Below are 24,238 nucleotides of genomic sequence, written 5' to 3'. Positions count from 1 at the left end.
TCTGACTAATTATCCTTGCTCTATTTTGCCATGTTCCACATGAAACATCCTGCTATTTTCATCATGCATATCTGCAATCTGATCAGCGGTAATAGAGCTTACAAAAACTTGAGCCTCGGTCGCCTTTAAACACTCAGCAAGACGTGCGCGGCGTTGGCTATCTAATTCGGAAGCGAAGTCATCTATTAAATAGATACACTGCTTACCTGTCATTTGAGTGAGGTGTTGCCCTTGTGCTACTCGCAACGCACACACCATCAACTTCAATTGACCTCGTGACAAGACATCTTCCACTGGAGTGCCGTTCACTTTTATCTTCAGGTCTGCTTTGTTTGGCCCACTAAAGGTGTAACCAAGCTGCTGATCCCTTTCAAAATTCTTCTCTAATATCTCGGCGTATGGGGTGTCTTTGTCCCAGCCACGATAATAGTTAATCTTTATCTCAAACTCAGGTAGGAAGGTCGCGCAGATCTCTTCGGCGACTTCTTTGAGCTGATTGACGTAGGTGGCACGCCACTCACTGATGCTTTCCGCTAAACGGGCCAGTTCTTGGTCCCAGTAGCTAAGATCTCGATAGTGGGTTGCCGTTTTCAATAAGGCATTTCGCTGCTTATTGAGGCGCTTTACCCTGCCCCATGCATCATAGAAACCCGACTCACTGTGGAAGACTCCCCAATCAATGAATGCGCGGCGATGCTTAGGTCCATCTGTCAGTAAATCAAACCCTTCCGGGTGAATCAACTGCAAAGGTAAGACTTGCGCTAACTGCGCGAGTTTTTGCCCAGTTTGACCGCTTATTTTAACCTCTGTTGTGCCATCGCGCTGCTTATTAATGCCAATTGGCAGCTCAAATTGATCCGAGGTCATAAAACGGCCGTGCACAAACAGTTCGCTACACTCATTTTTTATGATGCGTCCCGTTAGGGAACTCTTAAATGAGCGACCGTGGCCGAGCAGATATACCGCTTCAAGGATACTGGTTTTACCGCTTCCATTAGGCCCTATAAGAAAGTTAAAGCCTGATGACGGTTGAATGTCACAGGCTTCAATATTTCTAAACTGCTGAACGATTAGACGAGAAAGCGGCATAGCGTCATCATATTAATCATTAACGATAGCACCAACTCTATAGACGGATTGGCATAACAACGTACATTGCGCTGTCATCTTGTGCATTTTCAATCAAGGCACTCGCGTTCGCGTCTGACATTGAGATACGAACCTGTTCACAACGCAGTGTATTCAATACATCAAGTACATAGCTTACGTTGAAGCCGATCTCTAGCGCGTCACCATCATAAGTCACGTCTAGCATCTCTTCGGCTTCTTCTTGTTCTGGGTTGTTAGCAGTAATGCGCATCTCGCTATCTGCAAGGTTCACGCGAACACCACGGAATTTTTCATTCGATAGAATCGCTGCACGAGAGAACGCTGAACGCAATTCATCACAGCCCGCTTCTAGTGTCTTGGTGGTATTTTGCGGCATTACGCGGCGATAATCAGGGAAACGACCATCAACTAGCTTCGAAGTAAAGACATAGTTGTTCACTTCAGCACGCACGTTTGAGTTACCAATTTGCAGCGTTACTGGTTGTTCAGGTGCATCCAATAGCTTCACTAGCTCTTGCACACCTTTACGAGGAACAATGATCTGCTTTTGAGCAAAATCAGCACCAAGCTGCGCTTGAGATACCGCCATACGGTGACCATCGGTCGCCACACTGCGTAGAGTCGAGCCTTCAATCTCAAACAACATACCGTTGAGGTAATAACGAACGTCTTGGTTCGCCATTGAGAATTGAGTTTTTTCGATAAGACCACGCAGTTCAGCTTGCGTCACAGACACTTCAACTTCGCTGCTCCAGTCTTCTATATTAGGGAAATCGGCCGCAGGCAAGGTTGCCAATGAGAAACGGCTACGCCCAGAGCGTACTTGAACGCGGTCGCCATCCAATACCACAGTGATCACTGAGCTATCAGGTAAACCACGGCAGATATCTAGGAATTTACGAGAAGGTACTGTGATGCTGCCGGCTTCGAAATCACCTTCAAGCGTTACACGGCTGATCAATTCAACTTCTAGGTCCGTTGCTGTCATCGACAACACGTTATCTTCTACCTTAATCAGTAGGTTTCCTAGAATTGGAAGTGTTGGCCTGCCACCTAGCGCGCCAGACACTTGTTGTAACGGCTTAATCAGATGACTACGTTCAATGGTAAATTTCATATCTTGCTCTTACGGTCTAAATGGCACGCAGCATAGGTGCGTGACCAAAATTCTGCTTATTAAGGTTAAGAATACTGTGTATTAAGAAGAAAGGGTACGAATCAAGTTCGAATAATCTTCTTTAATGTCGTGGCTCTCTTCACGCAGCTGAGCAATCTTACGGCAAGCGTGCAGTACTGTAGTGTGGTCACGACCACCAAATGCGTCGCCAATCTCAGGCAAGCTGTGGTTAGTCAGCTCTTTCGCCAGTGCCATCGCCAGTTGACGTGGGCGAGCAACAGAACGAGAACGACGCTTAGACAGCAGGTCAGCCACTTTGATTTTGTAGTACTCAGCAACGGTCTTCTGAATATTATCGATAGTAACCAGCTTCTCTTGCAGTGCCAGTAGATCACGTAGCGCTTCGCGCACGAAATCGATTGTGATTGGGCGGCCAGTGAAGTTCGCATTCGCGATTACACGGTTCAGTGCACCTTCTAGCTCACGAACGTTAGAGCGTAGACGCTTAGCAATAAAGAAAGCCACTTCATCTGCAAGATGAATTTGATGGTCTTCTGCTTTCTTCATTAAGATCGCAACACGCGTCTCAAGCTCTGGTGGCTCGATCGCAACCGTCAAACCCCAACCGAAACGAGATTTAAGACGATCTTCTACGCCGTTGATCTCTTTTGGATAACGGTCAGACGTTAGGATGATCTGTTGGTTGCCTTCAAGCAGCGCATTAAAGGTATGGAAGAACTCTTCTTGAGAGCGCTCTTTATTAGCGAAGAATTGAATGTCATCGATAAGCAGTGCGTCAACACTACGGTAGTAGCGTTTGAATTCTTCGATCGCGTTATTTTGTAGCGCTTTAACCATATCCTGAACAAAACGCTCAGAGTGCATGTACACCACTTTTGCATTCGGTTTGCCATCAACAATGGCATTACCGACCGCGTGCAACAAGTGAGTTTTACCTAGGCCGGTACCACCGTATAAAAATAGTGGGTTGTATGCCGCGCCTGGGTTATCTGCCACCTGACGTGCTGCAGCCAAACCAAGTTGGTTCGACTTACCCTCAACGAAGTTATTGAACTTGTGTTTAGGGTTGACGTTTGAACGGTGGTTGATGTCCACATCCACAGGCTCTTCATCGCGCCATGTGTTATGAACAGGCTTACGAGCTTGCAGCTGTGCAGGCGCCGACGACTCTGCCGCTACATCTGCAGCAGTGCGAGTTGGCGCAGGAGCCGATGCAGGCGCTGCTGGCTTTGGTGCCGATACACGCTTGCTGCCTACTTCAAAATGCAGATGCGGAATATCGTTGCCGCAATATTCTTGCAGCAGACGGTTAATGCTATTTAAGTACTTATCACGAACCCAATCGAGTACGAAACGGTTCGGTGCAAATAGAGTTAGAGTATTGTCATTGAGCTCCGCTTGTAACGGACGAACCCACATACTGAATTCTGTAGCTGGTAACTCTTCTTGAAGCTGTTGCAAACACTGCAACCAAAGCGAAGATGACACGGTGCCCCCACTCTATTTAAGTAATATGAAATGACTGCTAATTTTACCTGTTGATAAGTCAGATCACCAGCAATTGATCACAGATCCAGTGAATAAGATCCAAGTTATTCACAATAAATTTGTAATTAACCGGCGGATCCGCACATCTTGCCCCAAATTTACTCACACAACGATCCACTTATGCCCGGATCCTTGCTAGTTATCCCCAAAACGAGAATGCAATCTAGTTATGGTTAATAACATCTGGTTATTTATTCTATCGAGCAATTTACCAGTAACATCCAATCCCATAAATATAAGGAGTTACCAAATGAATAACTGGATTAAGGCTGCAATTGCGGCTATCGCACTCTCTGCTGCTACTGTTCAAGCTGCGACTGAAGTTAAAGTCGGCATGTCTGGTCGCTACTTTCCATTTACTTTCGTTAAGCAAGACCAACTACAAGGTTTTGAAGTGGATTTATGGGATGAGATAGGTAAACGTAACGACTACAAGGTTGAATACGTAACAGCGAACTTCTCTGGTCTGTTTGGTCTTCTTGAAACGGGTCGAATCGATACCATTTCTAACCAAATTACAATGACGGATGCACGTAAAGCGAAATACCTATTCGCAGACCCATACGTAGTAGACGGCGCTCAAATTACCGTTCGTAAGGGTAATGACAGCATTAAAGGTATCGAAGACCTTGCAGGCAAAACTGTTGCGGTAAACCTAGGCTCAAACTTCGAACAACTGCTACGCAGCTACGATAAAGATGGCAAGATCAACGTAAAAACCTACGACACAGGTATTGAACACGATGTCGCTCTTGGCCGTGCCGATGCATTCATTATGGATCGCTTATCTGCACTAGAGCTTATCAAGAAGACTGGTCTACCATTACAGCTAGCAGGTCAGCCATTCGAAACGATTGAAAATGCTTGGCCTTTCGTAGACAACGATAACGGTAAGAAACTACAAGCCGAAGTAAACGAAGCATTAGCAGCAATGCGCGAAGATGGTACGCTAGAAAGTATCTCTCAGAAATGGTTTGGTGCGGACATTACTCAGAAGTAATCACTCACTCTCCATTCAAGGCCCACTGCTTTATACAGCGGTGGGCTTTTGCTTTTATATCACTGATAAAAACGTTTGATATCACGCGGCTTCCAATAAAAATACGAGATAGATTATGGGATTTGATTTTAACTACATGCTAGAGCTGCTACCGATACTGTTGAAGTATCTCGGCACCACCATGGAGATGGCGATTTGGGGCTTGTTCTTTGCTCTGATCCTGTCTGTGATACTGGCAAACATTCGTGTGTTCAAAATCCCAGTACTTGACCAACTCAGCCAGCTTTATATTAGCTTCTTCCGTGGCACCCCACTTCTGGTTCAGCTGTTCCTCCTTTATTACGGCTTACCTCAGGTATTCCCGTGGATGGTTGGTTTAGATGCATTCAGTGCTGCAGTCATTGGCTTAACCCTACACTTTGCCGCTTACATGGCAGAGAGTATTCGCGCCGCGATTATCGGTATTGATCGCAACCAGATGGAAGCGAGCCTTTCGGTAGGTATGACGACGAGCCAAGCGATGCGTCGAGTGATCTTGCCGCAAGCGACCCGTGTCGCTTTACCTTCTCTGATGAACTACTTCATCGATATGATCAAATCGACCTCACTTGCCTTTACGCTAGGCGTGGCTGAGATTATGGCTAAGGCTCAAATGGAGGCATCTTCAAGCTTCCGTTTCTTCGAGGCTTTCTTGGCGGTTGCTCTTATTTACTGGGGCGTGGTGATTATCCTCACTCGTATTCAAATCTGGGCCGAAGTGAAACTGAATAAGGCATACGTACGATGATCAAATTACAAAATATCCACAAGCACTTTGGTGACACCGAAGTTCTCAAAGGGATCGACCTAGAAATCAAGCAAGGTGAAATAATTGTTATCATAGGTTCGAGTGGTACAGGTAAGTCGACACTACTGCGCTGTGTGAACTTTCTCGAGCAAGCCGACCAAGGCACGATCTCGATTGATGACATCAAAGTCGATGCCCAAAAGCATACCAAAGCAGAGGTGCTAGCACTGCGACGTAAGACTGGCTTTGTTTTCCAAAACTATGCCCTATTTGCTCACCAAACCGCCAAGCAGAACATTGCTGAAGGTTTGATTACAGTGCGTGGTTGGAAGAAGCAGCAAGCCTATGAAAAAGCACAACAAATACTTGATGATATCGGCCTAGGTGACAAAGCAGACAGCTACCCAGCAGCGCTTTCTGGCGGTCAGCAGCAACGTGTTGGTATTGGCCGTGCAATGGCACTCCAACCAGAGCTTTTACTGTTTGATGAACCAACTTCTGCGCTGGATCCTGAATGGGTTGGCGAAGTACTTAACCTAATGAAAAAATTGGCAAACCAACATCAAACCATGCTGGTGGTTACCCATGAAATGCAGTTCGCTAGAGAGGTTGCAGACCGAGTGATCTTCATGGCTGACGGTCATATTATCGAGCAGGGATCTCCACAGGATATTTTTGGTAATCCACAAGATCCTAAATTAAAAAAATTCCTAAATAAGGTTGGGATCGACTAAGGATCCTTGTGATTTTAGTTATTCTACGTATAATCCCCCGACCGGAATTTTAGTTAACCCAATCATTGACACTTTTTGTGACAGTGATTACAATTCCGCCTCTTTGTTGAGAGGCGTCGGTTTTCCTTTCTTATATAAAGAAGAGAAAAAATGCCCACGCCGGGTTTAACAAAAACCTAAAACTACTGATCAGTAAGGTAATTACAATGAAACGCACTTTTCAACCTACAGTTCTAAAGCGTAAGCGTACTCACGGTTTCCGTGCTCGCATGGCTACTAAGAACGGTCGCGCAACAATCAATGCACGTCGTGCAAAAGGCCGTAAGCGTCTTTCTAAGTAATCTTTGATTATTTTGAATAAGCTAGCCTTCGGTCGGGAGTTACGCTTGTTAACTCCCGAACATTATCAAAATGTCTTCAAGCAAGCTCATCGAGCTGGCTCTCCTCATTTCACCATCATTGCTCGAAATAACTCTCTTTCAAATCCTCGCCTTGGATTAGCCGTTCCGAAAAAACAGATTAAAACTGCCGTGGGTCGTAATCGATTCAAGCGTCTTACTCGTGAAAGCTTTCGTAACACTCAGCACAAACTTCCTAACAAAGATTTTGTTGTAATCGCTAAGAAGAGCGCGCAAGATTTAAGCAATGAAGAAATGTTCAAACTACTCGACAAATTATGGCTTCGCCTGTCTCGCCCTTCGCGTGGATAGCGCTAATACCCATCTATTTTTATAGATGGTTTATTAGTCCACTCATCGGCCCACGCTGCCGATTTACTCCAACCTGCTCTTTATATGCGATAGAAGCGTTGAAAGCTCACGGTTTTGTAAAAGGGTGTTGGTTATCAGGCAAACGTCTATTAAAATGCCATCCTTTGAACGAAGGGGGCTTTGACCCCGTTCCACCAGTCCAAAAACAAGACAGAGATAAATAACGATGGATTCTCAACGTAATATCCTGTTAATCGCATTGGCTTTGGTTTCTTTCCTACTTTTCCAACAATGGAATGTAGCTAAGAATCCAGCCCCACAAGCGGTTGAGCAGGCACAATCTGGCAGCACCCTACCAGCGCCATCTTATGCAGATGATCTAGATCCGGCTCCTGGTCAAGTTGCTTCTTCTGTAAAAACTATCACAGTGACCACTGATGTACTGACTCTGTCAATTGATACGGTTGGTGGTGATGTTGTGAAAGCAAACCTAAATGATTATTCAGCTGAGTACGATTCTAAAGAGAGCTTTGTTCTTCTTAAGAATGAACCAGGCCACCAATTTATCGCTCAAAGCGGTCTAGTTGGTCCTCAAGGTATCGACCTTAGCAGCACAAACCGCCCTAGCTACACGGTTTCAGCAGACAGCTTTACGCTGGCTGACGGTCAGGATGAACTACGCATACCAATGACTTACCAAGCGAACGGCCTAAATTACACAAAAACATTCATCCTTAAGCGCGGCAGCTACGCGATTGACGTTGAATACGATGTAGTCAACAACTCTGGCAACAACGCGACATTAGGTATGTACGCTCATCTACGTCAAAACGTTATGGATGACGGCGGTAGCCTAACAATGCCAACTTACCGTGGTGGTGCTTACTCTACGGAAGATACGCGTTACAAAAAATACAGCTTCGATGACATGCAAGATCGCAACCTGTCTCTTAACCTAGCAAACGGTCAAGGTTGGGCAGCAATGATTCAACACTACTTTGCAAGTGCTTGGATCCCACGCGACGAAGCAGGCAGCAACCTTTACACTCGTGTAATCGGTAACCTAGGCGACATCGGTGTTCGTATGCCGAACAAAACCATCGCAAACGGTGACGAAGCAAGCTTTAAAGCAACACTTTGGGTTGGTCCTAAACTTCAAGACCAAATGGCAGCAACTGCACCAAACCTGGACTTGGTAGTAGATTACGGCTGGCTATGGTTCATTGCTAAACCACTTCATACTCTGCTTTCGTTCATCCAAGGCTTCGTATCGAACTGGGGGGTGGCAATCATCATCCTAACTTTCATCGTTCGTGGTGCTATGTACCCACTAACGAAAGCTCAGTACACGTCTATGGCGAAAATGCGTATGCTTCAGCCTAAGCTGACTGCAATGCGTGAACGTATCGGCGACGACCGTCAACGCATGAGCCAAGAAATGATGGAGTTGTACAAGAAAGAGAAAGTAAACCCACTTGGTGGCTGTTTACCTATCGTCCTGCAAATGCCTATCTTCATTTCGCTATACTGGGCACTAATGGAGTCTGTTGAACTGCGTCACTCACCGTTCTTCGGTTGGATTACTGACCTTTCAGCGCAAGACCCATACTACATCTTGCCACTTCTGATGGGTGCTTCAATGTTCCTAATCCAGAAGATGAGCCCAACAACAGTAACGGATCCAATGCAGCAGAAGATCATGACATTTATGCCGGTTATGTTCACTTTCTTCTTCCTGTTCTTCCCTTCAGGTCTGGTTCTTTACTGGCTAGTATCGAACATCGTAACTCTGATTCAGCAAACGCTTATCTACCGCGCGCTGGAAAAGAAAGGCTTACATTCTAAGTAAGTTCGATAATAGAAAGAGCTAAAGAAAGGCGACCAAAAGGTCGCCTTTTTGTTTTTAGCTGATTACAATTCAGCTAATTGATTAATCGTGAATGCCCCTTTTGGCGTTCACATGCTAGCAGGCACAACTATGACTACAGATACGATTGTTGCTCAAGCGACTGCGCCAGGCCGTGGTGGCGTCGGTATTATCCGCGTTTCCGGCCCATTAGCGACTCAGGTTGCCCTAGAAGTAACGGGAAAAGCACTTAAGCCTCGCTACGCTGAGTACCTACCTTTTAAATCTGCCGATGGCATCGAGCTCGACCAAGGTATCGCGCTCTACTTTCCTAACCCGCACTCTTTTACCGGTGAAGACGTTCTAGAGCTGCAAGGTCACGGTGGCCCAGTGGTTATGGATATGCTCATCAAGCGCATCCTAGGCATCTCAGGTGTACGCGCAGCTCGTCCTGGTGAGTTCTCTGAGCGTGCGTTCTTGAACGACAAGATGGACTTGACCCAAGCTGAAGCGATTGCAGACTTGATTGATGCAAGCTCAGAAGAAGCGGCTAAATCCGCACTGCAATCTCTTCAAGGTGAGTTCTCAAAACGCATTAACACCCTAGTCGATTCACTGATTCACCTGCGTATCTATGTTGAAGCAGCTATCGACTTCCCAGAAGAAGAAATCGACTTTCTGGCAGACGGTAAAGTAAGTGCTGACTTACAGGCTATCATCGACAACCTAGAGGCAGTACGCCAAGAAGCCAACCAAGGTGCCATCATGCGTGAAGGCATGAAAGTGGTGATCGCTGGTCGCCCAAATGCCGGTAAATCTAGCCTACTGAACGCGCTGTCAGGCAAAGAGTCGGCAATCGTGACTGATATTGCTGGTACCACACGTGATGTACTGCGAGAACACATCCATATTGATGGTATGCCACTGCATATTATCGATACCGCGGGCCTGCGTGATGCGTCTGATGAAGTCGAAAAAATCGGTATTGAGCGCGCTTGGGAAGAAATAGCTCAAGCAGACCGAGTCCTGTTTATGGTGGATGGCACCACAACCGATGCCACTGACCCGAAAGATATCTGGCCAGATTTCGTTGATCGTTTACCAGATAACATTGGTATGACCGTTATTCGTAACAAAGCGGATCAAACCAATGAAGAACTCGGGATTTGTCACGTAAACGATCCAACTCTGATTCGCTTGTCCGCAAAAACAGGTCAAGGCGTGGATGCCCTGCGCAGTCATCTAAAAGAGTGTATGGGCTTTGCTGGTGGTCATGAGGGTGGCTTTATGGCCCGCCGTCGTCACTTAGATGCGCTTGAACGTGCCTCTGAGCACCTCGATATTGGCCAGCAGCAACTTGAAGGCTACATGGCGGGGGAAATCTTAGCGGAAGAGCTTCGTATCACTCAGCAACACCTTAATGAGATCACAGGCGAGTTCAGCTCAGACGATCTCTTGGGCCGTATCTTCTCTTCATTCTGTATTGGTAAATAACCCAAGAAGGCTGGCTGATGCCGGTCTTTTTCTTTAGTAAGGACAGCTTAATGATCCACATTATTACAGGTAGCACCTTAGGTGGCGCTGAATACGTTGGCGATCACCTTAATGATCTTCTAGAAGAACAAGGCCATGAGATAACGCTACACAACCAGCCTGAATACAATGATATTCCTCAGCAAGGCTTATGGTTAGTGGTGACCTCGACCCATGGCGCTGGTGAATTCCCTGACAATATCAAGCCATTCATTACCGAGCTGACAGAACACGCACCTCAACTCGATAAGGTTCGCTTTGCAGTCATTGCCATTGGTGATTCAAGCTACGACACCTTCTGCGCAGCAGGCCAAACCGCTCATGAGTTATTAACAAAATTTGGCGGACAGGCGATTTCTGACTGTTTTACCATCGATGTTTTGGAGACTCCGGTCCCTGAAGACGCCGCTGAACAGTGGTTTAACGATCATAGTGGCCAATTTTAACGCTCTCTTCTCTTAAAAAAGCGGCTTTTGCCGCTTTTTTTGTGCCTGAATATCGAGATTGTGAATAACTTTTTTGGGTAAAAGCTAAAAATTAGCCATTTATTTTCAAGATCTGTTGTGGATAAGATCATATATATTCGGTGATTAACCTATAGTTATCCAAATAACAAGTTTTAGATCCATTTCTCCCTGTGAATAAGTAGCCATTTTGATCCCAGCTAATCCTCATCCTGATCAAAGTTAGATCACACCATTTGATCCAAAAAAGATCTATGATCTCATTGATCATTTTAGACTTATCCACAGATCAATTCGATCCTAATAATAGATCCAATAAAAGATCTCTTTAAAGATCTTATCTATATTAATTAAAAATAGCTTAATCGAAAAATTCCAAAAACGTTTTCTCAAGCCATGAAAACAGGTAGAATATCGCTCCTTTTTATCAGTCTAGAAAACGTTTGAATACCTGAGGTCGGTTCATGCTTTATCACGAAAAATTTGACGTCATCGTTGTTGGTGGCGGCCATGCAGGAACGGAAGCCGCACTCGCATCTGCACGTACTGGTCAAAGTACGTTATTACTTACTCATAATATCGATACCTTGGGACAAATGTCTTGTAACCCAGCTATCGGTGGTATCGGTAAGGGCCACTTGGTGAAAGAGGTCGATGCAATGGGTGGTTTGATGGCACAAGCCATTGATCATGCAGGTATTCAGTTCAGAACACTAAACGCGTCAAAAGGTCCTGCGGTTCGTGCAACTCGCGCTCAAGCAGACCGAGCGCTTTACAAAGCCTTTGTCCGTAATGTTCTTGAAAACACACCAAACCTAACCTTGTTCCAACAATCGGTTGATGACCTGATCGTTGAACAGGATCAAGTAGTCGGTGTGGTAACCCAAATGGGCCTTAAGTTCCGTGCTAATGCTGTGGTATTGACTGTGGGTACATTCCTAGGCGGTAAGATCCATATTGGTATGGAAAGTTCTTCTGGTGGTCGTGCTGGTGATCCTCCATCGATCGCTTTAGCTGACCGTCTTCGTGATCTTCCATTTAGAGTTGATCGCCTGAAAACCGGCACGCCTCCTCGTATCGATGCGCGTAGTGTTGATTTTTCTGAGCTTGAGGTTCAACACGGTGATAACCCAACACCGGTTTTCTCATTCATGGGCAGCCGAGCACAACAGCCACGCCAAATCCCATGTTACATCACGCACACCAATGAAAATACGCATGATGTGATTCGTGCCAACCTTGACCGTAGCCCGATGTACGCTGGCGTGATTGAGGGTATTGGTCCTCGCTACTGTCCTTCGATTGAAGACAAAGTGATGCGTTTTGCTGATAAGAACAGCCACCAAATTTTTATTGAGCCTGAAGGCCTTACGACACATGAGTTATACCCGAATGGTATCTCTACTAGTCTGCCGTTTGACGTACAGGTTCAAATTGTTCGCTCAATGAAGGGCTTCGAAAATGCTCACATCGTGCGCCCTGGCTACGCGATTGAGTATGATTTCTTCGATCCACGCGACCTAAAACTGACTTACGAAACGAAGTTTATTAAAGGTCTGTTCTTTGCTGGTCAAATCAACGGTACAACCGGTTATGAAGAAGCTGCTGCGCAAGGCCTGATGGCTGGTTTGAACGCAAGCTTGTTTACTCAAGGCAAAGAAGGCTGGAGCCCACGTCGTGACCAAGCTTACATGGGCGTTCTTATCGATGACCTATCAACCATGGGCACCAAAGAACCGTACCGTATGTTTACGTCTCGTGCGGAATACCGTCTATTGCTTCGTGAAGACAACGCCGATATCCGTCTGACAGAAAAATCTCGTGAACTTGGTTTGGTTGATGATGCACGTTGGGCTCGATTCAACGAGAAGATGGACAACATGGAGAAAGAACGTCAACGTCTAAAAGAGACTTGGATTAATCCAAAGTCTGAAGATATTGGTGCGCTGAACCAGTTCCTAAAAACACCAATGTCTCGTGAAGCGAGCGGTGAAGATCTTCTGCGTCGTCCTGAAATGACTTATTCACAGCTGACGGCTCTGGATCGTTTTTCTCCTGCACTGGAAGATCAACAAGCGGCTGAGCAAGTTGAGATCCAAGTGAAGTACGAAGGCTACATTCAGCGTCAACAAGACGAAATTGAAAAATCACTGCGTCATGAAAACACCAAACTGCCTGCTGATATTGATTACAGCCAGGTAAAAGGGCTTTCTAACGAAGTGGTTCTAAAACTAACTAACGCTAAACCGGATTCAATTGGTATTGCCTCTCGTATTTCGGGTATTACACCTGCGGCAATTTCAATTCTACTGGTTTACTTGAAAAAACACGGCCTGTTGAAAAAAGGTGAGGAAGCATAATGAGCGTATTACGCGAAAAACTGGATCACCTGATTGGCCAGACCGACCTAGAAGTATCTGAAAAACAACGTAGACAGCTGGTTGGCTACGTTGAATTACTCAACAAATGGAATAAGGCTTACAACCTGACTTCGGTTCGTGACCCATTAGAAATGATGGTGAAACATATCTTAGATAGCATCATTGTTAGCACTCACTTACAGGGTAAGCGCTTTATCGATGTGGGTACCGGACCAGGCTTACCTGGGATTCCGCTCTCAATCATGAACCCAGACTGCGAGTTTTACTTGCTAGATAGCTTAGGTAAGCGTATTCGTTTTATTAAACAGGTAGTTCATGAGTTAAGCATAGACAACGTTGTGCCGGTTCAAAGCCGTGTTGAAGAGTTTCAACCTGAAGAAAAGTTTGATGCAGTGCTCAGTCGCGCATTTGCATCAATGACAGACATGGTAGAGTGGTGTCACCATTTACCTAAAGAGCAATCCGGTGTATTTTTGGCTCTTAAGGGACAAAATCCTAGAGACGAAATTGACCTGTTACCTGAATGGTGTTCAGTGACAGATATCAAAGCTTTGCGAGTGCCAGAGCTTGACGGAGAGCGTCATCTAGTAACTTTATCGCGTCAGGGATAATCAGCGAGGCCATAGTGGGTAGAATCGTAGCAATTGCCAACCAGAAGGGTGGCGTAGGAAAAACAACAACTTGCATTAATTTAGCAGCATCAATGGCGGCAACTAAACGCAAGATATTGGTTGTTGACCTCGATCCCCAAGGTAATGCCACTATGGCGAGCGGTGTCGACAAATATCAGGTTGAAGCAACTGCTTACGATTTGTTGGTTGAAGACACCCCATTTGATGAGGTAGTTTGCCGGAGTACATCTGGCAATTATGACCTCATCGCCGCAAACGGTGATGTTACTGCGGCAGAAATCAAGCTAATGGAAGTGTTCGCGCGCGAAGTTCGCCTTAAAAATGCACTTGCATCCATTCGTGATGATTATGATTTCATCTTCATTGATTGCCCGCCCTCATTAAACCTTCTTACAATTAATGCCATGGCAGCTGCCGATTCCGTATTAGTTCCAATGCAATGTGAATACTTTGCTCTTGAAGGTTTGACTGCGTTGATGGATACCATAAGTAAGCTTGCGGCGGTGGTTAACGAGAACCTGAAGATCGAAGGTCTTCTGCGTACTATGTATGATCCTCGCAACCGCTTATCAAACGAAGTATCAGATCAACTCAAAAAACACTTCGGTAGCAAAGTCTACCGAACCGTGATCCCTAGAAATGTACGTCTTGCTGAAGCGCCTAGTCACGGCAAACCAGCAATGTACTACGACAAATATTCCGCTGGTGCTAAGGCATATCTTGCCCTTGCAGGCGAAATGTTGCGTCGTGAAGAAGTCCCAGTATAGGTCTAACCAAAGGAATTCGCTCAATGTCTAAGCGTGGTTTAGGAAAAGGGCTAGATGCACTGCTTGCAACTAGCTCATTGGCTCGTGAAAAACAGCAAGTCGCTTCTCATAGTCAGGCGTTATCGGCTGATGGAGAGCTAACAGAATTGGCTGTTGGTAGCTTGAAGCCAGGTGTTTATCAACCGCGTAAAGATATCGCGCCTGAAGCGCTAGAAGAGCTGGCGTCTTCAATTCAATCTCAAGGTATCATCCAGCCAATCGTTGTACGTCCATTAGCGCAAGATCAGTATGAGATTATTGCGGGTGAGCGTCGTTGGAGAGCGGCTCGTCAAGCGGGCCTTAAGCAAGTGCCGTGTCTTATCAAGCGAGTTGAAGACAAAGCCGCGATTGCGATGGCGTTAATCGAGAATATTCAGCGTGAAGACCTGAATGTTATCGAAGAAGCACAAGCGCTAGAGCGCTTACAGAACGAATTTGAACTGACGCACCAGCAAGTCGCTGATGTGATTGGTAAATCGAGAGCAACGGTTAGTAACTTATTACGTCTCAATCAGCTCGAAAATGAAGTAAAAGGTTTAGTTTCCAACAAACAACTGGAAATGGGGCATGCACGAGCACTGCTTGCGCTTGAAGGCGATACCCAGGTTGAGGCAGCGAACACTGCGGCGACCAAAAGCATGACCGTGCGCCAAACTGAACAACTAGTCAAAAAGTGTTTAAAACCAGACGTTGAGCCTGAATCTAAGCCTGAAGACACAGAAGCTATCGAACTTTCGCGAAGACTCACGGAAAAATTGCAAGCAAACGTTTCAGTTACTCGTTCTGTTAGCGGCAAGTCAAAAGTGACAATTACTCTTGATGAGCCTCACAAATTAGAGCAACTTATTGCTAAGTTAGAGTACTAAATGAGATAATTGATTTAGGTCAATTATGTAATAAACAAGTAATTTCGTACAAAAGTTGTCGGTTTGTATGCAAAAATGTAAATGATTGCAGCGTTCTTATTGCAATCGATTTGGCTGAACGTATAATTTTCGCCAATTTCTCAGCACGCTTTTTAGCGAGTGGTAAAGTGGGCTTAAAGAGGAACGAATACATGGTAGCGGCGTTAGCAAGACCAGGACGAGTGCTTGCAAAGCAAATGTTATTGATCGAGCTTAGCGCGGTTATATTAGTGGCGATAGGGTTAGGTTTAGCTGTTAATCCTGACTGGGGTTTTGCTGCATTAATCGGTGGCGGCATTTTTGTCATCGCGAATGTGGTTTTTTGTGTGTGTGCTTTCCTTTTTTGTGGAGCTCGCGCGACTAAGTTAGTTGCGGCGTCTTTCTATGCTGGCGAAGCGCTAAAAATCCTAATCACAGTTCTACTATTCTCTATTGTCTACATGTATATGCAGGTGGAGTTAATTCCCCTCAAACTGACCTATTTACTGGTTCTTGGTATTAATATCTTTGCGCCAGTGCTTTTCATTAACAATAAGAAATAGGACGAGTTATGGCTGCGGCAACAGCATCCGGATACATTGAACACCACTTACAGAATCTATCTTTAGCTAAGTTAGGTTTTGTAGAGGAGACAAGTTTCTGGAACGTACATATAGACAGTCTGTTTTTTTCGGTGTTGACAGGGATGTTATTCCTTTGGGTTTTTCGCTCAGTCGCTAAGAAAGCAACAGTAGGTGTACCTGGTAAGCTTCAGTGTTTTGTAGAAATGGTAGTGGAATTCGTTGGCGACAACGTTAAAGAAACTTTCCATGGCCGCAACCCGCTGATTGCCCCATTAGCACTGACTATATTCTGCTGGATTATTTTAATGAACTTGATGGACTTAGTGCCAATCGATTTCTTACCATATCCTGCAGAGCATTGGTTAGGTATCCCTTACTTGAAAGTGGTTCCTACAGCTGATGTAAATATAACCATGGCAATGGCTCTAGGTGTTTTTGCTCTGATGATCTACTACAGCATCAAAGTAAAAGGCTTGGGTGGATTTGCTAAGGAATTGGCACTGCATCCATTTAATCACCCAATCATGATTCCATTTAACTTGGTACTTGAGGTAATTTCGCTTCTGGCGAAGCCACTATCTCTAGGTATGCGTTTATTTGGTAATATGTTTGCGGGTGAGGTGGTGTTTATTCTTATCGCGGCAATGCTACCGTGGTACTTACAATGGGTAGGTGCACTACCTTGGGCTATCTTCCATATCTTGGTTATTTTGATTCAAGCATTTGTTTTCATGATGTTGACAATTGTTTACTTATCAATGGCTCACGAAGATAGTGATCACTAAAAAAAATTTTTAAGCTTTATTCTAACTATTAATGTTAATCGGAGAACGTAAATGGAAACTGTACTAAGTTTTTCAGCAATCGCTGTTGCTATTATTGTTGGTCTTTGTGCCGTAGGTACTGCAATTGGTTTTGCTATTCTTGGTGGTAAATTCCTAGAAGGCGCTGCGCGTCAACCTGAAATGGCTCCTATGCTACAAGTTAAGATGTTCATCATCGCTGGTCTACTGGATGCTGTTCCAATGATCGGTATCGTAATCGCACTACTATTCACGTTTGCTAACCCATTTGTTGGTCAACTAGCAGGCTAATTAACTCTCTAATAGTTAATTAAATTTTTGTAGTTGATTCTTAACGAGGGGTAGCTGTTGTGAATATGAACGCAACTCTGCTGGGTCAAGCAATTGCTTTTTCACTGTTTGTTTGGTTCTGCATGAAATATGTATGGCCACCAATCATGCAAGCAATTGAAGAGCGTCAGAAGAAAATTGCTGACGGTCTAGTAGCCGCTGAGCGCGCTGCTAAAGACTTGAACCTGGCACAAGCCAACGCTTCTGAGCAAATGAAAGAAGCAAAGCGCACTGCAACTGAGGTTATTGAACAGGCAAACAAACGTAAAGCTCAAATTATTGATGAAGCTCGCGAAGAAGCTCAGGCAGAACGCCAGAAAATCTTAGCGCAAGCTGAAGCAGAACTTGAAGCTGAGCGCACACGTGCCCGTGATGACCTGCGCAAACAAGTCGCAACTCTGGCTATAGCTGGTGCTGAGAAGATCCTTGAGCGTACGATCGATAAAGACGTACACAAAGACCTTCTTGACAACATTACTGCAAAACTTTAAAGCAAGGGGCTGTATATGTCTGATTTGACAACAATCGCACGCCCCTATGCTAAAGCAGCTTTTGACTTTGCGGTAGAAAAAGGTGAGCTTGACCAATGGAGTCAAATGCTCTCTTTTGCTGCCGAAGTGGCACAAAACAATGATATCCACAATCTACTAAGCAGTTCTCTAACTGCTGAAAAATTAGCGGAAGTATTCATTGCAGTTTGTGGCGAACAATTTGATGAATTCGGCCAGAACTTGATAAAAGTGATGGCAGAGAATGGCCGATTAATGGCTTTTCCTGATGTTTGCAAAGAGTTCTTATTGCTCAAACAAGAGCACGAGAAAGAGATCGACGTTGAAGTGACTTCAGCGGTTGAACTTTCGGAAGAACAACGCGCAGATATCAGCAGCAAATTGGAACAGCGCCTAGCGCGCAAAGTACAGCTGAATTGCAGTATAGATGAGACTCTGCTTAGCGGAGTTATTATTCGAGCCGGAGACCTAGTCATCGATAACTCAGCGCGTGGTCGACTAGACCGCCTGAGCGATGCATTGCAGTCTTAATGGGGATTGGAGCATGCAACTTAATTCCACTGAAATTAGCGATCTAATTAAACAACGTATTGAATCTTTCGACGTTGTTAGTGAAGCTCGCAATGAAGGTACTATCGTTTCGGTAAGCGATGGCATCCTTAGCATTCACGGCCTAGCGGACGTGATGCAAGGTGAAATGATTGAACTACCGGGTGGCCGTTACGCGCTAGCACTTAACTTGAACCGTGATTCGGTTGGTGCTGTTGTAATGGGCCCATATGCTGACCTACAGGAAGGCATGAAAGTTACAGGTACTGGCCGCATTCTTGAAGTGCCAGTAGGTCCAGAACTACTTGGTCGTGTTGTAAACACACTAGGTGAGCCAATTGATGGTAAAGGTCCTATCGAAGCGAAACTAACTTCGCCTGTAGAAGTAATTGCACCAGGTGTAATCGACCGTAAATCGGTAGATCAACCTGTACAAACTGGTTACAAGTCTGTTGACTCAATGATCCCAATCGGTCGTGGTCAACGTGAGCTAGTAATCGGTGACCGTCAAACTGGTAAAACAGCGATGGCGATCGATGCGATTATTAACCAAAAAGATTCTGGTATTTTCTCTATCTACGTAGCAATCGGTCAGAAAGCATCGACTATCGCTAACGTAGTTCGCAAACTAGAAGAGCACGGCGCGCTAGCTAACACTATTGTTGTTGTTGCATCTGCTTCTGAATCTGCAGCGCTACAATACCTAGCGCCATACGCAGGTTGTGCGATGGGTGAATACTTCCGTGATCGCGGTGAAGATGCACTGATTGTTTATGATGATTTATCTAAGCAAGCCGTAGCTTACCGTCAGATCTCGCTACTACTTAAGCGTCCACCAGGTCGTGAAGCATTCCCAGGTGATGTTTTCTACCTTCACTCTCGTCTACTAGAGCGTGCTGCTCGTGTAAGCGAACACTACGTAGAAACATTCACTAACGGTGAAGTGAAAGGCAAGACTGGTTCTTTAACTGCTCTTCCTATCATTGAAACGCAAGCTGGTGACGTATCTGCATTCGTACCGACGAACGTAATCTCGATTACCGATGGTCAGATCTTCCTACAAACTGAGCTATTCAACGCAGGCGTACGTCCAGCTGTTGACCCTGGTATCTCAGTATCTCGTGTAGGTGGTTCAGCGCAGACTAAAATCATCAAGAAGCTATCTGGCGGTATCCGTACAGCTCTAGCACAGTACCGTGAACTAGCGGCATTCGCACAGTTCTCGTCTGACCTTGATGAAGCGACTAAGAAGCAGCTAGACCATGGTCAAAAAGTTACAGAGCTAATGAAGCAGAAGCAATACGCTCCTATGTCTGTATTTGACCAAGCACTTGTAATCTTCGCTGCAGAGCGTGGTTACCTTCAAGATGTAGCGCTTGATAAGCTGTTAGATTTTGAAGCTGCTTTACTATCGTTTGCTCGCGGTCAATATGGCGATCTAGCTACACAGATCGACACAACGGGTGCTTACAACAATGATATCGAAGCTGAGCTGAAGAAGCTTGTTGACGATTTCAAAGCAACCCAGACCTGGTAATTGGTGGGTGGCCTTCGGGTCACCTCATACCATTAACGGAGAGTAACGATGGCCGGCGCAAAAGAGATACGTAATAAAATCGGTAGTGTTAAAAGCACACAGAAGATTACGAAAGCAATGGAAATGGTAGCAGCTTCAAAAATGCGTCGTTCTCAAGACGCAATGGAAGCTACTCGTCCATATGCAGAAACAATGCGTAAAGTGATCGGTCATTTGGCTAACGGTAGCCTTGAGTATAAGCATCCTTATCTTGAGGAACGTGAAGCCAAACGTGTTGGTTACATCATCGTTTCTACAGACCGTGGTCTATGTGGCGGCTTGAACATTAACTTGTTCAAGAAAGCTATGTTAGACATGAAAGACTGGTCTGAGAAAGGTGCTGAAGTTGAACTGGCAATTATCGGTTCAAAAGCAACAGCATTTTTCAACAACAGCGGCGCGAAAGTAGCAGCTCAAGTTTCTGGTCTAGGCGATAGCCCAAGCCTTGAAGACTTAATCGGCTCTGTAAGCGTAATGCTAAAGAAATATGATGAAGGTGAATTGGATCGCCTATTCGTAGTGTTCAACAAGTTTGAAAACACTATGGTACAAGAACCAACGATCGATCAATTACTTCCTTTGCCTAAATCAGATAGCGAAGACATGCAGCGCGATCATGCTTGGGACTACATTTATGAGCCTGAGCCAAAGCCACTACTAGATGCACTATTGGTTCGTTATGTCGAATCTCAAGTGTACCAAGGTGTGGTAGAGAACCTTGCTTGTGAGCAAGCGGCTCGAATGATTGCAATGAAAGCTGCAACCGACAACGCTAGCGACCTAATCGATGATTTAGAGCTTGTGTACAACAAGGCGCGTCAAGCGGCTATTACACAAGAACTTTCTGAAATCGTTTCAGGTGCAGCAGCGGTTTAATCGCTTATTCGTTTTAAGCTTAGGTAAAACTAAATAGTTAGAGGATTAACGATGGCTACAGGTAAGATCGTACAGATCATCGGTGCGGTAGTCGACGTAGAGTTCCCACAGGGCGAAGTACCTCGTGTATACGATGCTCTGAATGTTAATGAAGTGAAAGAGCGTCTAGTTCTTGAAGTTCAGCAACAACTTGGCGGTGGCGTAGTTCGCGCAATCGTAATGGGTAGCTCTGATGGTTTACGTCGTGGTTTGACAGTAGAAAATACTGGCGCTCCAATCTCAGTACCAGTAGGTACTAAGACCTTAGGTCGTATCATGAACGTTCTAGGTGACGCGATTGATGAGTGTGGTGAAATCGGTGCAGAAGAGCACTATGCAATTCACCGTGAAGCTCCAAGCTACGAAGAACAGTCTAACGAGACAGCTCTTCTAGAGACGGGTGTTAAGGTAATCGACTTGGTTTGTCCATTCGCTAAGGGTGGTAAAATCGGTCTATTCGGTGGTGCAGGTGTAGGTAAGACCGTTAACATGATGGAACTTATCAACAACATCGCACTTCAGCACTCTGGTCTATCTGTATTTGCAGGTGTAGGTGAGCGTACTCGTGAAGGTAACGATTTCTACTTTGAGATGCAGGAAGCAGGCGTTGTAAACGTTGAAAACCCTGAAGAATCAAAAGTAGCGATGGTTTACGGTCAGATGAACGAGCCACCAGGTAACCGTCTACGTGTTGCACTGACTGGTCTAACAATGGCTGAGCGTTTCCGTGACGAAGGTCGTGACGTTCTACTATTCGTAGATAACATCTACCGTTACACGCTTGCAGGTACTGAGGTATCAGCACTTCTAGGCCGTATGCCTTCTGCGGTAGGTTACCAACCTACTCTTGCGGAAGAAATGGGTGTTCTACAAGAGCGTATCACGTCAACTAAGCAAGGTTCTATCACGTCTGTACAGGCGGTATACGTACCTGCGGATGACTTGACTGACCCGTCTCCAGCAACAACGTTCGCGCACTTGGATGCAACGGTTGTACTTAACCGTAACATCGCAGCTATGGGTCTATACCCAGCGATCGACCCGCTAGATTCTACATCTCGCCAACTGGATCCATTGGTAGTTGGACAAGAGCACTACGACATCGCTCGTGGTGTTCAGTCTACACTTCAGCGCTATAAAGAGCTGAAAGATATCATTGCTATCCTAGGTATGGACGAGCTATCTGAAGAAGATAAGCAAGTAGTATCCCGTGCTCGTAAGATTGAGAAGTTCCTTACTCAGCCTTACCACGTAGCGGAAGTATTTACTGGTGACCCAGGTGTTTACGTACCTCTAAAAGAGACTCTACGTGGCTTCCAAGGTCTACTATCTGGTGAATACGATGACATTCCAGAGCAAGCGTTCATGTACTGCGGTACTATCGACGAAGCTATTGAGAATGCTAAGAAGCTATAAGGCTAACTAGGAGGCGATATGGCAGCAATAACCTTTCACCTAGACGTAGTAAGTGCAGAGAAAAAGCTTTTTTCTGGTCTTGTTGAGACGTTTCAGGTGACCGGTAGTGAGGGTGAGCTTGGTATTTTCCATGGTCATACTCCACTGCTGACCGCTATCAAGCCTGGTATGGTGCGTATTGTTAAGCAGCACGGCCACGAAGAAATCATTTATGTTTCTGGTGGTATGGTAGAAGTTCAGCCTGGTACAGCGACTGTACTGGCTGATACAGCTATCCGTGGTGAAGAGCTAGACGCAGCAAAGGCGGAAGAAGCTAAACGCAAGGCTGTGGAGAATATCCAAAATCAGCATGGCGACATAGACTTCGCACAAGCGGCCGGTGAACTGGCTAAAGCCATTGCTCAGTTACGAGTTATCGAACTGACAAAACAGCGCCGTTAATCTTTTATAAGATTATTGGTTCTGAGCTAAAGGCGACCTAAGGGTCGCCTTTTTGTTTTTTGCATTCTCATAAATATACGTTTACGTATCACTACCAATTAAATGGTTATTACAATTTAAGTTTTTGTCTCAAAACGGTTACAATATCAGCTTAATAAAAATTACGTTGGATAGGTTTAAAATGAAGTTTAGCGCGGTAATTCTTGCTGCGGGCAAAGGTACTCGCATGTACTCAAACACACCAAAGGTTCTGCATACTCTTGCGGGCAAACCAATGGTGAAGCATGTGATCGATACCTGTAATGGCCTAGGCGCTCAAAATATCCACTTGGTTTACGGCCATGGTGGTGACCAGATGAAGGCTACTTTGGCTGAGGAATCGGTAAATTGGGCACTACAAGCAGAGCAGTTAGGTACAGGTCACGCGGTTGATCAGGCATCAGCTCACTTTGCTGACGATGAGAAAGTATTGGTACTTTATGGTGACGTTCCTCTTATCTCGCCTGAAACTATTGAAAACCTATTAGACGCTCAACCAAACGGTGGTATCGCACTACTTACCGTTGTACTGGATAACCCAATGGGTTACGGCCGTATTATTCGTCGCAATGGTCCAGTTGTGGCGATTGTTGAACAAAAAGATGCAACGGATGAGCAGAAGCTTATCAAAGAGATCAACACCGGCGTTATGGTCGCGACGGGTGGTGATCTTAAGCGTTGGTTGTCAGGCCTGAGCAATGACAACGCGCAAGGTGAATACTACCTGACTGACGTTATTGCTGCAGCTCATGATGAAGGTCGTGCGGTAGAAGCGGTACATCCAGTTAGCCCAATTGAAGTTGAAGGTGTGAACGATCGCTCTCAACTGGCTCGTCTAGAGCGTGCTTACCAAGCTGAACAAGCAGACAAACTGTTGAAGCAGGGTGTTATGTTACGCGATCCTAGCCGCTTTGAGCTACGTGGCGAACTGCAGTGTGGTATGGATGTTGAAATCGACACCAACGTTATTATTGAAGGCAGTGTAAGTATTGGTGATAACGTGATTATCGGCACTGGCTGTGTTTTAAAGGACTGTGAAATTGATGATAACACGGTTATTCGCCCATACAGCGTAATTGAAGGTGCAACTGTTGGTGAAGACTGTACAGTTGGTCCATTTACTCGCCTACGTCCAGGTGCTGACATGCGTAATGATTCGCACGTTGGCAACTTTGTGGAAGTGAAGAACACTCGTCTTGGTGAGGGTTCTAAAGCGAACCACCTAACATATTTAGGCGATGCTGAGATTGGTCAGCGTGTTAACGTTGGTGCTGGTGCTATTACTTGTAACTACGATGGTGCGAACAAGTTTAAGACCATCATCGGCGATGACGTATTCGTTGGTTCTGATAGCCAATTAATCGCTCCTGTTACTATCGGCAATGGCGCGACAGTAGGAGCGGGTTCAACGGTAACACGTGATGTTTCTGAAAATGAATTGGTAATCAGTCGTGCTAAAGAGCGCAAGATTGCGGATTGGCAGCGCCCAACGAAGAAATAAGC

26 protein-coding genes are annotated in these 24,238 nt (G+C 45.4%); 23 read left to right on the top strand and 3 right to left on the bottom strand.

The features are described 5' to 3' along the window. Positions 1–9: 9 nt before the first annotated feature. The 3 genes from recF to dnaA all read right to left on the bottom strand — a co-directional run bounded on the left by recF (position 10) and on the right by dnaA (position 3,736). Positions 10–1,089 carry a DNA replication/repair protein RecF gene (gene recF, locus A3712_RS02440; protein WP_063522132.1) on the bottom strand — a complete coding sequence of 360 codons (1,080 nt, stop codon included), beginning with the start codon at positions 1,087–1,089 and terminating at the stop codon, positions 10–12. Positions 1,090–1,126: 37 nt separating this feature from the next. Continuing rightward, entirely contained in the window at positions 1,127–2,227 is a 1,101-nt protein-coding gene (gene dnaN / locus A3712_RS02435) for a DNA polymerase III subunit beta (RefSeq protein ID WP_063522131.1), read from the bottom strand. 81 nt (positions 2,228–2,308) lie between these two features. Next, positions 2,309–3,736, bottom strand: a complete 1,428-nt coding sequence (gene dnaA, locus A3712_RS02430; protein ID WP_004739264.1) for a chromosomal replication initiator protein DnaA — start codon at positions 3,734–3,736, stop codon at positions 2,309–2,311. A gap of 310 nt (positions 3,737–4,046) precedes the next feature. On the opposite strand from dnaA, the gene A3712_RS02425 reads away from it, so the two are divergent. From A3712_RS02425 to glmU, 23 genes are all read left to right on the top strand, one after another. Continuing rightward, positions 4,047–4,796, top strand: a complete 750-nt coding sequence (locus A3712_RS02425) for an amino acid ABC transporter substrate-binding protein (protein WP_063522130.1) — start codon at positions 4,047–4,049, stop codon at positions 4,794–4,796. Positions 4,797–4,911: 115 nt separating this feature from the next. Continuing rightward, on the top strand, positions 4,912–5,583 hold the full coding sequence (locus A3712_RS02420; RefSeq protein ID WP_063522129.1) for an amino acid ABC transporter permease: 672 nt from the start codon (positions 4,912–4,914) through the stop codon (positions 5,581–5,583). Beyond that, complete coding sequence (locus A3712_RS02415) at positions 5,580–6,317, top strand: amino acid ABC transporter ATP-binding protein (RefSeq protein ID WP_063522128.1); 738 nt, start codon at positions 5,580–5,582, stop codon at positions 6,315–6,317. Before A3712_RS02420 ends, A3712_RS02415 begins: the two co-directional genes overlap by 4 nt. 206 nt (positions 6,318–6,523) lie before the next feature. Next, positions 6,524–6,658 (top strand): 50S ribosomal protein L34, encoded by a 135-nt coding sequence (gene rpmH / locus A3712_RS02410; protein ID WP_004735800.1) that lies wholly within the window; start codon positions 6,524–6,526, stop codon positions 6,656–6,658. A 45-nt stretch (positions 6,659–6,703) separates the two neighbouring features. Further along, a complete protein-coding gene (gene rnpA / locus A3712_RS02405; protein WP_017055478.1) occupies positions 6,704–7,027 on the top strand; it encodes a ribonuclease P protein component in 324 nt (107 codons plus the stop codon). Then, a complete protein-coding gene (yidD, locus tag A3712_RS26450; protein ID WP_004735802.1) occupies positions 6,994–7,251 on the top strand; it encodes a membrane protein insertion efficiency factor YidD in 258 nt (85 codons plus the stop codon). The genes rnpA and yidD overlap by 34 nt, the downstream gene beginning before the upstream one ends. Before the next feature lie 2 nt (positions 7,252–7,253). After that, entirely contained in the window at positions 7,254–8,876 is a 1,623-nt protein-coding gene (gene yidC / locus A3712_RS02400) for a membrane protein insertase YidC (RefSeq protein ID WP_063522127.1), read from the top strand. A 129-nt stretch (positions 8,877–9,005) separates the two neighbouring features. Then, positions 9,006–10,367 (top strand): tRNA uridine-5-carboxymethylaminomethyl(34) synthesis GTPase MnmE, encoded by a 1,362-nt coding sequence (gene mnmE, locus A3712_RS02395; RefSeq protein ID WP_063522147.1) that lies wholly within the window; start codon positions 9,006–9,008, stop codon positions 10,365–10,367. A gap of 50 nt (positions 10,368–10,417) precedes the next feature. Continuing rightward, on the top strand, positions 10,418–10,852 hold the full coding sequence (gene mioC, locus A3712_RS02390; protein ID WP_063522126.1) for an FMN-binding protein MioC: 435 nt from the start codon (positions 10,418–10,420) through the stop codon (positions 10,850–10,852). A gap of 482 nt (positions 10,853–11,334) precedes the next feature. Further along, positions 11,335–13,230 (top strand): tRNA uridine-5-carboxymethylaminomethyl(34) synthesis enzyme MnmG, encoded by a 1,896-nt coding sequence (gene mnmG, locus A3712_RS02385; RefSeq protein ID WP_063522125.1) that lies wholly within the window; start codon positions 11,335–11,337, stop codon positions 13,228–13,230. Further along, entirely contained in the window at positions 13,230–13,862 is a 633-nt protein-coding gene (gene rsmG / locus A3712_RS02380; RefSeq protein ID WP_063522124.1) for a 16S rRNA (guanine(527)-N(7))-methyltransferase RsmG, read from the top strand. The genes mnmG and rsmG overlap by 1 nt, the downstream gene beginning before the upstream one ends. A 14-nt stretch (positions 13,863–13,876) precedes the next feature. Continuing rightward, positions 13,877–14,650, top strand: coding sequence for a ParA family protein (locus A3712_RS02375; protein WP_063522123.1), 774 nt, complete (start codon positions 13,877–13,879; stop codon positions 14,648–14,650). 23 nt (positions 14,651–14,673) lie between these two features. Next, positions 14,674–15,555, top strand: coding sequence for a ParB/RepB/Spo0J family partition protein (locus A3712_RS02370; RefSeq protein ID WP_063522122.1), 882 nt, complete (start codon positions 14,674–14,676; stop codon positions 15,553–15,555). Between the two features lie 191 nt (positions 15,556–15,746). Continuing rightward, positions 15,747–16,136 (top strand): F0F1 ATP synthase subunit I, encoded by a 390-nt coding sequence (locus tag A3712_RS02365; RefSeq protein ID WP_008221392.1) that lies wholly within the window; start codon positions 15,747–15,749, stop codon positions 16,134–16,136. 8 nt (positions 16,137–16,144) lie between these two features. Next, entirely contained in the window at positions 16,145–16,942 is a 798-nt protein-coding gene (gene atpB / locus A3712_RS02360) for a F0F1 ATP synthase subunit A (protein WP_004739289.1), read from the top strand. A 51-nt stretch (positions 16,943–16,993) separates the two neighbouring features. After that, on the top strand, positions 16,994–17,251 hold the full coding sequence (gene atpE / locus A3712_RS02355; RefSeq protein WP_004411110.1) for a F0F1 ATP synthase subunit C: 258 nt from the start codon (positions 16,994–16,996) through the stop codon (positions 17,249–17,251). Positions 17,252–17,310: 59 nt separating this feature from the next. Further along, complete coding sequence (atpF, locus tag A3712_RS02350) at positions 17,311–17,781, top strand: F0F1 ATP synthase subunit B (protein WP_032498590.1); 471 nt, start codon at positions 17,311–17,313, stop codon at positions 17,779–17,781. Between the two features lie 15 nt (positions 17,782–17,796). Further along, positions 17,797–18,330 carry a F0F1 ATP synthase subunit delta gene (gene atpH / locus A3712_RS02345; protein ID WP_004739291.1) on the top strand — a complete coding sequence of 178 codons (534 nt, stop codon included), beginning with the start codon at positions 17,797–17,799 and terminating at the stop codon, positions 18,328–18,330. Between the two features lie 13 nt (positions 18,331–18,343). After that, a complete protein-coding gene (atpA, locus tag A3712_RS02340) occupies positions 18,344–19,885 on the top strand; it encodes a F0F1 ATP synthase subunit alpha (RefSeq protein WP_063522121.1) in 1,542 nt (513 codons plus the stop codon). Positions 19,886–19,933: 48 nt separating this feature from the next. Beyond that, entirely contained in the window at positions 19,934–20,800 is an 867-nt protein-coding gene (atpG, locus tag A3712_RS02335; RefSeq protein ID WP_004739293.1) for a F0F1 ATP synthase subunit gamma, read from the top strand. Positions 20,801–20,851: 51 nt separating this feature from the next. Continuing rightward, positions 20,852–22,255 (top strand): F0F1 ATP synthase subunit beta, encoded by a 1,404-nt coding sequence (gene atpD, locus A3712_RS02330; protein WP_008221380.1) that lies wholly within the window; start codon positions 20,852–20,854, stop codon positions 22,253–22,255. A gap of 18 nt (positions 22,256–22,273) precedes the next feature. Then, positions 22,274–22,696 (top strand): F0F1 ATP synthase subunit epsilon, encoded by a 423-nt coding sequence (locus tag A3712_RS02325; RefSeq protein WP_004739296.1) that lies wholly within the window; start codon positions 22,274–22,276, stop codon positions 22,694–22,696. 181 nt (positions 22,697–22,877) lie between these two features. Next, positions 22,878–24,236 carry a bifunctional UDP-N-acetylglucosamine diphosphorylase/glucosamine-1-phosphate N-acetyltransferase GlmU gene (gene glmU, locus A3712_RS02320; RefSeq protein WP_063522120.1) on the top strand — a complete coding sequence of 453 codons (1,359 nt, stop codon included), beginning with the start codon at positions 22,878–22,880 and terminating at the stop codon, positions 24,234–24,236. Positions 24,237–24,238: the final 2 nt, after the last annotated feature.

This window comes from Vibrio sp. HI00D65, assembly GCF_001635455.1.
GTDB lineage: Bacteria > Pseudomonadota > Gammaproteobacteria > Enterobacterales > Vibrionaceae > Vibrio.
Note: the sequence above shows the minus strand (reverse complement) of the source record. Positions and strands in the feature narration are given on the sequence as shown.